Annotated in this window: 9 protein-coding genes and 1 pseudogene; 3 read left to right on the top strand and 7 right to left on the bottom strand. The window is 67.7% G+C overall.

Annotated features, from left to right (window positions below):
• Positions 1 to 64 precede the first annotated feature (64 nt).
• The 5 genes from ACFUN8_RS09810 to ACFUN8_RS09790 all read right to left on the bottom strand — a co-directional run bounded on the left by ACFUN8_RS09810 (position 65) and on the right by ACFUN8_RS09790 (position 4,354).
• Positions 65 to 697 carry a LuxR C-terminal-related transcriptional regulator gene (locus tag ACFUN8_RS09810; protein WP_383634039.1) on the bottom strand — a complete coding sequence of 211 codons (633 nt, stop codon included), beginning with the start codon at positions 695 to 697 and terminating at the stop codon, positions 65 to 67.
• Between the two features lie 344 nt (positions 698 to 1,041).
• Positions 1,042 to 1,251: a ferredoxin gene (locus ACFUN8_RS09805; RefSeq protein ID WP_383634037.1), complete on the bottom strand. Its 210-nt coding sequence runs from the start codon at positions 1,249 to 1,251 to the stop codon at positions 1,042 to 1,044.
• A 2-nt stretch (positions 1,252 to 1,253) separates the two neighbouring features.
• Complete coding sequence (locus ACFUN8_RS09800) at positions 1,254 to 2,243, bottom strand: cytochrome P450 (protein WP_383634035.1); 990 nt, start codon at positions 2,241 to 2,243, stop codon at positions 1,254 to 1,256.
• A gap of 378 nt (positions 2,244 to 2,621) precedes the next feature.
• Positions 2,622 to 3,398 carry a thioesterase II family protein gene (locus ACFUN8_RS09795; RefSeq protein ID WP_383634033.1) on the bottom strand — a complete coding sequence of 259 codons (777 nt, stop codon included), beginning with the start codon at positions 3,396 to 3,398 and terminating at the stop codon, positions 2,622 to 2,624.
• A 20-nt stretch (positions 3,399 to 3,418) separates the two neighbouring features.
• The gene (locus ACFUN8_RS09790; RefSeq protein WP_383634031.1) at positions 3,419 to 4,354 is read right to left on the bottom strand and encodes an oxidoreductase; all 936 of its coding nucleotides are present in this window, start codon (positions 4,352 to 4,354) and stop codon (positions 3,419 to 3,421) included.
• A gap of 81 nt (positions 4,355 to 4,435) precedes the next feature.
• Here ACFUN8_RS09790 and ACFUN8_RS09785 point away from each other — a divergent pair, with 81 nt between their 5' ends.
• The 3 genes and pseudogenes from ACFUN8_RS09785 (at position 4,436) to ACFUN8_RS09775 (ending at position 6,134) form a co-directional block, all read left to right on the top strand.
• Positions 4,436 to 5,044, top strand: a complete 609-nt coding sequence (locus ACFUN8_RS09785; RefSeq protein WP_383634029.1) for a TetR family transcriptional regulator — start codon at positions 4,436 to 4,438, stop codon at positions 5,042 to 5,044.
• Between the two features lie 209 nt (positions 5,045 to 5,253).
• Positions 5,254 to 5,526 (top strand): annotated as a pseudogene (locus ACFUN8_RS09780) (MarR family transcriptional regulator); the annotation flags it as partial.
• 128 nt (positions 5,527 to 5,654) lie between these two features.
• Positions 5,655 to 6,134, top strand: coding sequence for a DUF4396 domain-containing protein (locus tag ACFUN8_RS09775; protein WP_383634027.1), 480 nt, complete (start codon positions 5,655 to 5,657; stop codon positions 6,132 to 6,134).
• A gap of 39 nt (positions 6,135 to 6,173) precedes the next feature.
• Here ACFUN8_RS09775 and ACFUN8_RS09770 read toward each other — a convergent pair whose 3' ends face one another.
• Both ACFUN8_RS09770 and ctaD read right to left on the bottom strand, forming a co-directional pair.
• The gene (locus ACFUN8_RS09770; protein ID WP_383634025.1) at positions 6,174 to 6,524 is read right to left on the bottom strand and encodes a hypothetical protein; all 351 of its coding nucleotides are present in this window, start codon (positions 6,522 to 6,524) and stop codon (positions 6,174 to 6,176) included.
• The gene (gene ctaD, locus ACFUN8_RS09765; protein WP_383634023.1) at positions 6,521 to 8,290 is read right to left on the bottom strand and encodes a cytochrome c oxidase subunit I; all 1,770 of its coding nucleotides are present in this window, start codon (positions 8,288 to 8,290) and stop codon (positions 6,521 to 6,523) included. Before ctaD ends, ACFUN8_RS09770 begins: the two co-directional genes overlap by 4 nt.
• Between the last annotated feature and the right edge of the window lie 173 nt (positions 8,291 to 8,463).

Here is an 8,463-nt window from a genome sequence, read left to right as displayed (position 1 = left end):
CCGACGGGGGTGTGCGCGCGGCCGAAACCGCGCACACACCCCTGCTCCGCTCCCCGCGGCCTTCTTACATGGCCGCGGCCGACGCGATCAGCTGGGCCCGGGATTCCACGTGGGCCTTCGCGAGGACGTTGGAGACATGGAACTTGATCGTCTTCTCGCTCAGGCCGAGGCGGCGGGCGATCTCCTTGTTGGCCATGCCCCTTCGCACCAGTTGGAGCACCTCGGACTCGCGTGAGGTCAGCGGTGCGTGGGTGGGCACCGCCGACAGATGCCGCGGCAGCATGGCTCGGGTGAGCTTGAGCAACGCCCCGCTGAGGCCGGGAGAGACGTAGCCGGTGCCGTCGATCGCCCGGCGGACCGCCTCGACCAGTTCCTCCTCGGGATCGTCGCAGTGGACGAGGGCGTGCACGTTCGCCTGGGTGAAGCGGATCCAGTGCCTGGCGGTGTCCACGTCCCCCACGACGACCAGAGCGGCGTCGATTCCGGTGAGCTCCCGCACGTGGTCGATCCGTAACTGCCCCTCCAGCACGACGACGTCCGGTTCGTACGACTCCACCGCCGAAAGGAGTTCGACGATGCCGCCCGCCTCACCGACCACGACGAGTGCGGGATCCCGCTCAAGTGCTCTGCGAATGCCCAGCCGCGCGTACGGATGGGGATCAAATACGATGACTCGCGCTTGGATTCTGTTGTTCATTTCGAACGCCCCCCGCTAATTTACCCGTTCTCCCCTGCGGTACAGAATTCCCACAGGGACCAAAGACGCGCGCCGAAAGACTTCTGGAAGCCTTCTCGGCGCACTCGCGCCAATCAAGTCAGATCGCCCGAAGGGGACAGCAATCGAATCGCTCCGGGCGAGCACGGGAAATGGAATACCACGCTCCACGCTTTCGTGGATCTTCAGCATTCGCGAGTAGCAGATCCATAGCCGGCCCATGGGTGCGCCGAGCAGAAATCTCAGGCTTGGGTCCGGTTACGGATCTGCGGCTCGAAAAGCCTTCCCCCAGCATCGTTTCACCATATGACCGGGGGGTCACGCGATTATTGCGTGGGGATGTGGTGCTGGATCTCGATCGCGCCCACCGGGCACATCTGGGCGGTCAGGTCGACCGACTGACGGAAATCCTCGGGCGGCTCGGTGATCCGCAGCACCACCAGGCCGTCCTGGTCGTCCTGGTCGAACACCTCCGGGGCGGTCTCCACGCAGTTCCCGGAGCCCACGCACAGGTCCCTGTTCACCGTGACGCGCATGGTCACCACGTCACCGGAAGCTCGGCCACTCCGAACGTCACCGCCATGGGACGCTGCGCGGCATCGGCCAGGGTGGTCTCGGACCGCAGCCCGGGGAACCGGCGGGCCAATTCGACGAGAGCCACCCGCAGTTCGGCCCGCGCCAGCGGCTGGCCGATGCACTGGTGCAGGCCGAAGCCGAACGCCATGTGCCGGTGCGCCTCGTTCCGAGCCGGGTCGAACAGATCCGGGTCACGGAAGACCGAGCTGTCCCGGTTGGACATCGCCAGCATCGCCACGACGCCCTCACCGGCGAGGATCTTCTGACCGCCGATCTCGGCGTCCTCCAGGGCGAGGCGCGGCAGCCCCGTACGTACGACTGTGAGGTATCGGAGCAGCTCCTCGACCATGCCCGGCGCCAGGCTCGGGTCCTCGCGCAGGGCGGCCAGGTGCTCGGGGTGCTGAAGGAGCAGGAGGGCCGAGAGCCCGATCATGTTCGCGGTGGTCTCATGCCCCGCGACGAGCAGGAGCATGGCCAGGCTGACGAGTTCGTCCTTGCGGAGTTCCCCGGGCACCACACGCTCGATCACGAGCCGGCTGAGCAGATCGTCGCCGGGCTCGGTCCGCTTGGCGTCGACCAGGTCGCCCAGCAGGCCGGCCAGGGCGCCGAGGGCCACGTCGATCTCGGCCGGACCGGACTCCCGGTCCATGATCACGCGGCTGTGTTCCTGGAAGAAGTCATGGTCGGAGTACGGGACGCCGAGCAGGTGACAGATCGTCATCGACGGCACCGGCAACGCGAACTCGGACATCAGGTCCACGGGCGCCCCGAGGCCGCGCATCCGCTCCAGCGCCTCGACCACCGTCTCCTCGATGAGCGGCTCGATCCGCCGGATGTTCTTGATCATGAACTCGGCGGTCAGCATCCGCCGGAGCCGGCTGTGCGCGTCGCCGTCCATGAAGATGAACAGGCCCGAGGCATCGCCCTGCTTCGGCGGAATGGGATTCAGCACCGGAAATCCGGGCCTGTACTGATCCGAGCTGAAACCCGGATGCCGCAGCAACTGCCGCACATCCTGGTGCCCGGTGACGAGCCAGGCCCAACCCCCGAAAGGAAGTCGGACTTTACCTATGGAACCCCCGAGCTGCTCCAAATCGGTTTCTTTGACCGGATTAAATGGATTGTCGTCCGGACCTATGAACGGGTATGCCGGCATGCTGGCAAGATTCATCTCGATCACGTCCCCCACGTGTCCTTCAACGCCTTGCGCGACTCGTATTCGAAAGTCGATTCAACCTAACAAGACGGCCGACCGAAAAGTGTTCGATATTCGGGATAGTGAGGTACTTCACACGCCTGCCGGCCAACGCGCGCCGCTGCCTTATGTCCGCTAGAGGCTTTTCTGTAAGAGAAGCCCCGAAATCTCCCGCGACACCGCGTCGGCAACCCTCGGCAGCTGTTCGGTCGGATAGAAATGGCCGCCCGGGTGGGTGTGCAACGCGAAACCGCCGTCCGTGTGGTCCGCCCACGCGCGCGCCTCGTCGAGGGTCACCCTGGGATCCTCGGTGCCCACATGCGCGTGGACGGGAGTGGCCAGACGAGGCCCCGGAACATAGCGGTAGGTCTCGGCCGCCCGGTAGTCGCCTCGGATGGCGGGCAGCGCCATCCGCAGCAGCTCCTCGTCCTCGAAGACCCGTGCGTCGGTACCGCTGAGCCTCCGCAACTCCGCGATCAGGCCCTTCTCGTCGAGCAGATGCACGGGAGCGGTGTCCTCGCGCCTCCGGGAGGGCGCCCGCCTCCCGGAGGCGAAGAGCACGAGCGGCCGCGTTCCCCGGCGCTCAAGTCGCAGGGCCAGCTCGAAGGCGATCATGGCGCCCATGCTGTGCCCGAAGATGGCGAGCGGCCGGTCGGCCCAGGGCAGCACCTCCTCGACCAGCGCGTCGGCCAGCCCGGTGATGGAGTCGACGCACGGCTCGTGCCGACGGTCCTGGCGTCCCGGGTACTGGACGGCGAGGACATCGACCTCGGGCCCGAGCGCCCGTGAGAGCGGAAGGTAGAACGACGCCGATCCGCCGGCGTGCGGCAGACACAGCAGCCGCGCGCCCGCGTTCGCGCCCGGGTTGTACCGGCGGATCCACGGACTGCTCTCGACGGTGTTCGGGGCCACGTTCGTACCTTTCGGGCAACTCAGGCAGCGGCCGGGAACCCGAACCGCACGGAGGTCAGCTCTTCCGACAGCTCCCAGAGCCGGCTGCCGGTCGCGGCGTCGGCGGCCCGCGGGGCCAGCTCCACCCGCTTCGGCGCGCCACGCAGCTCGCCCATGCCGTCGGGACCGATGAACTGTCCGCCCTCGACGTCCGGAGCGGTCGCCGCGTACAGCTGGGACAGCGCGCCCTGGTCCGGGGTCTGGGCGAGCGGGAGGAGCAGCCGGCCGAACACGAACTTCACCATGCCGACCGGTGAGCTGGTCTGCAGATTGGTCGAGGTGTAGCCGGGGTGGGCGAGCACGCTGCGCACCGGGCTGCCGGCCGCGACCAGCCGCTGGTGGAGCTGCCAGCCGAAGACGGCGTTGGCCAGCTTCGACTGGTTGTAGTACCCCATGGGCGAGTACTTGCGCTCACCGTTGAGGTCGTCGAAGAAGATGCTGGCCTGTCGGTGGTTGGGCGAACTCACCGTGACCACACGGGGGTTGTCGCCGGCCTCCAGCAGGTCGAGCAGCAGGCCGGTGAGCGCGAAGTGGCCGAGGTGGTTGGCCGCGAACTGCACTTCGTGGCCCTGCACGCCGAGCGTCCGGGGCGGCGCCATCAGACCCGCGTTGTTGATGAGCACGTCCAGGCGCGAGTGGTCGGAGTGCAGTTGCGCGGAGAAGGCGCGAACCGAGTCCAGGTCCGCCAGGTCGACCTTGCGGACCTCCAGCTCGGCGCGCGGGTGCTCGGCGGTGAGCTGCTCGACCGCCCGGCGTCCCTTGGCCTCGTCGCGTACGGCGAGAATCACGTGCGCGCCCTTGCGGGCGAGTGCCCGGGTGGTCGCCAGGCCCAGACCGCTGTTGGCCCCGGTGACGACGAACACACGCTTGCTCTGGTCGGGAATCTGCTCGGCGGTCCAGCGCCGCTTATCGCTCATGCGACACAAGCTGCCCCATGTGGCATTCGGTGTCAAGGCGAGCCTGGGTGCCATTTAGGGCATTGAGTGTAAGCTGGCGGGGTGACTACCCACCCTGAAGTGAGCCTGGCCCAACGCAAGCGTCAACTCGTCTCGGACGAGTTGACCGGAGCGGCGCTGAAGCTACTGGCCCACAAAGGGTTCGACGCGGTCACGGTCGACGAGATCGTGGCCACGGCCGGCGTGTCCAAGCGGACCTTCTTCCGGTACTTCGCGTCCAAGGAGGACGTGGTCATCCAGTTCCTGGCCGACATGGGCACCGGCATGCGCGCGGAACTCGCGGGCCGCCCCGCCCAGGAGCCGCCGTCGGTGGCGCTGCGGCACACCGTCTGGGTCCCCATCGACGCCTGCGCCGGCCATGCCGACCAGACGCTGCGTGTGGTGCAGTTGATCATGGGCACCCCCTCCCTGCTCGCCCGTTTCCTGGAGCGTCAGGCACAGTGGCGCGACGAGCTCGCGGCGGAAGTGGCCAACCGGTTGAACGGGGCCCCCGCGGCCGATCTCTATCCCCAACTGGCCGCCGGAATCGCCTTGACCGCCTTCGGCACGGTGCTGCAGCGATGGAGCGACAGCGACGGCGCCGAGGACCCCGCCGCGCTGACCGACCAGGCATTCGCCGTCGTCGCACCGGCGCTGGACGCCGTCGCGTAAGGCTCCGCCCGGCGGGCGGCTTCGCTCAGCGCGACGGCTCCGAGGCGCCCGCCGGATTGCCGCGCCTGCCGGCCAGTCGGCACCCGAGGCAGTCGCCGTGCCCCCCGCGCGCCGCGCCGTCCCGCACCCTGACGCCCCGCTGATCAACAGCCCGCGGGCCGGGCCCCTCGCCCCAGCCCGCCAGACGCAGAACCCGTGTGATCAGCGCCGCCGCCGCCACGACGGGGGCGGTCACCGGCATCCTCGACCGTCTGGAGCGGGGCGGATTCGTGATCCGCCGGCCCGACCCCGCCGACCGGCGCCGGGTGCGCGTCACCGCGGCCCCGGCGGCGGCCGAGCGCGTACAGGCGGTCCACCGGCCGTATTACGGGCTCCTCGCCGAGCTGTGCGCGGACTACTCGCCGGACGAGATCGCCGTACTCGCCGACTGGTTCACCCGCGCCGGCGCCCTGACGCGTACCTACCTGGAGGAGTCGTGCTGAGCGGCCTCCGCAAGGTCAACTCCGCGTGGCGGGACGGACCCCTACCGCCATACCCCTAGGGGGTATATCCTGTTCGGTGTCGGGCCACCACCAGGCCGCCCACGGAACCGGAGAGAGGGTCGAGATCCATGGACCACACCGACCACGCGGGACATCTGCCGGGCGGCACGGGCGGGGCGTCCTGGGGGACGGCGGTCAAGGCGACGCTGCACTGTCTGACCGGGTGCGCCATCGGCGAGATCCTCGGCATGGTCATCGGCACCGCCCTGCTGTGGGGCAATGTGCCGACCATGGTGCTGGCGATCTCCCTGGCGTTCGTCTTCGGCTACTCGTTCACCCTGTTCGCGGTCCGCGGGGCCGGCCTCGACTGGAAGTCCGCCGTCAGGATCGCGCTGGCCGCCGACACCGTGTCCATCGCGGTCATGGAACTCGTCGACAACGGCATCATCGCGCTCACTCCCGGAGCGATGGACGCGCATCTGTCAGACGGGCTGTTCTGGTACGCGCTCCTCGGCGGCTTCGCCATCGCGTTCCTGATCACCACTCCGGTCAACAAGTGGATGATCGGCCGCGGCAAGGGCCACGCCGTCGTCCACTCCCTCCACTGAGCGCGCCCCGCGGAGAGCGCGCGCCCGCTGTCGCCGCCGTCAGCGTGGGAGGTGCCACAGGACCACGGAGCAGGCGCCGATCAGCGCGGTGAGGCTCGCGCAGACCAGGCGCCGCCTCAGCAGCTCGTAGCGCGCGCTGTACTCCTCGCGCAGTTCACCGGCGCGCGCCACGACCGCTTCCAGCGCCCGGCGGGACATGGCGATGTGGTCCTGGGTGTAGAGGCTGACGACCTCTTCGTGCTGAGCGGTCGTCAGCCACGGCATGCGGTCGGCGAAGACCACGGCGTGCGTACGGGCTTCCCGCACCCGGCTCTGGGCCAGCAGATAGCCCTCCAACTGCTGGATGCCCGCGGACGCCTCGCCCGGCGACGGTGAGGGCTCGGCGATCACGACCGGCCCTCGTCGTCCCCCAGCGGGGCGGCGATGCCCTCTCCGGGCTCCACGACGTCCCGCCGGCCCGCGTTGTGCGCGTCGTCGAGGGCGGAGACCTCCGGGTGGTGCAGGTCGAACGCCGGGGATTCGGAGCGGATACGGGGCAGCGTCAGGAAGTTGTGCCGGGGCGGCGGGCAGGAGGTCGCCCATTCGAGGGAGCGGCCGTAGCCCCACGGGTCGTCCTCCTCGATCTTCTTCCCGTACTTGGCGGTCTTCCAGACGTTGTAGAAGAACGGCAGCATCGACATGCCCAGCAGGAACGAGCTGATCGTGGAGATGGTGTTCAGCGTGGTGAAGCCGTCGACGGCGAGGTAGTCCGCGTAACGGCGGGGCATGCCTTCGGCACCGAGCCAGTGCTGGACCAGGAACGTGCCGTGGAAGCCGATGAACAGCGTCCAGAAGGTGATCTTCCCGAGCCGTTCGTCGAGCATCTTGCCCGTCATCTTCGGCCACCAGAAGTGGAAGCCGGCGAACATCGCGAACACCACCGTGCCGAAGACGACGTAGTGGAAGTGCGCGACGACGAAGTAGGAGTCGGAGACATGGAAGTCCATCGGCGGCGACGCCAGGATCACACCGGTCAGACCGCCGAAGAGGAACGTGACGAGAAACCCGACCGACCACAGCATCGGTGTCTCGAAGGACAGCGAGCCCTTCCACATCGTGCCGATCCAGTTGAAGAACTTCACCCCGGTCGGCACCGCGATCAGGAACGTCATGAACGAGAAGAACGGCAGCAGTACGGCCCCGGTGACGAACATGTGGTGCGCCCACACCGTCACCGACAGACCGGCGATCGCGATCGTCGCGCCGATCAGCCCGATGTAGCCGAACATCGGCTTCCGGCTGAACACCGGGAAGATCTCCGAGACGATCCCGAAGAACGGCAGGGCGATGATGTACACCTCCGGATGCCCGAAGAACCAGAACAGGTGCTGCCACAGCAACGCGCCGCCGTTCGCGGCGTCGAAGATGTGCGCCCCGAATTTCCGGTCGGCCTCCAGCGCGAGCAGAGCACCGGCCAGTACCGGGAAGGCGAGCAGGACCAGTACGGCGGTCAGGAGCACGTTCCAGCAGAAGATCGGCATCCGGAACATCGTCATGCCGGGCGCGCGCATGCAGACAATGGTGGTGATGAAGTTGACCGACCCGAGGATGGTCCCGAAGCCGGAGAAGGCCAGACCCATGATCCACAGGTCGGCGCCGATCAGCGGTGAACGGACCGGGTCCGTCAGCGGCGAGTAGGCGGTCCAGCCGAAGTCCGCCGCGCCCTGCGGAGTGATGAAGCCGGACACCGCGATGATCGAGCCGAACAGATAGAGCCAGTACGCGAACATGTTCAGCCGCGGGAACGCCACATCGGGGGCGCCGATCTGCAGCGGCATGATCCAGTTGGTGAATCCGGCGAACAGCGGTGTCGCGAACATCAGCAGCATGATCGTGCCGTGCATCGTGAACGCCTGGTTGAACTGCTCGTTCGACACGATCTGCAGCCCGGGACGGGCCAGTTCGGCGCGCATGACCAGCGCCATCACTCCGCCGATCACGAAGAACGCGAACGACGTGACGAGATAGAGCGTCCCGATCGTCTTGTGGTCGGTGGTGGTCAGCCACGTGATGATGACGGTGCCGGGCCTCTTGCGCACGACCGGCAACTCGTTCGCGTACGAGTCGTCGTCACTCTCCTGCGGCGCGTCGACCTCGGATCCGGGCTGTGCTGCCACACCAACTCCAGTTCAGTCACCGACCACCGACGCGAACCCGCATATATGTCGGCAGGGCAAACCCAGACAAACGATGATTACGCCCGCAATGTATTCCATGCCGGTTGCGCGAACGGACGAAGAAGGGAGCATCGGGCGCTCTTTCACACGTTCGTGGGGCACACCGGTGCGCA

It is taken from the genome of Streptomyces sp. NPDC057307, from assembly GCF_042667665.1.
GTDB lineage: Bacteria > Actinomycetota > Actinomycetes > Streptomycetales > Streptomycetaceae > Streptomyces.
The sequence above is the reverse complement of the archived record's forward strand: the minus strand, read 5'-3'. Positions and strand labels throughout refer to the sequence as shown.

Coding starts and splice junctions, on each gene's coding strand:
- ACFUN8_RS09810 (WP_383634039.1), bottom strand. CDS start 697: ATGAACAACAGAATCCAAGCGCGAGTCATCGTATTTGATCCCCATCCG.
- ACFUN8_RS09805 (WP_383634037.1), bottom strand. CDS start 1,251: ATGCGCGTCACGGTGAACAGGGACCTGTGCGTGGGCTCCGGGAACTGC.
- ACFUN8_RS09790 (WP_383634031.1), bottom strand. CDS start 4,354: ATGAGCGATAAGCGGCGCTGGACCGCCGAGCAGATTCCCGACCAGAGC.
- ACFUN8_RS09775 (WP_383634027.1), top strand. CDS start 5,655: ATGGACCACACCGACCACGCGGGACATCTGCCGGGCGGCACGGGCGGG.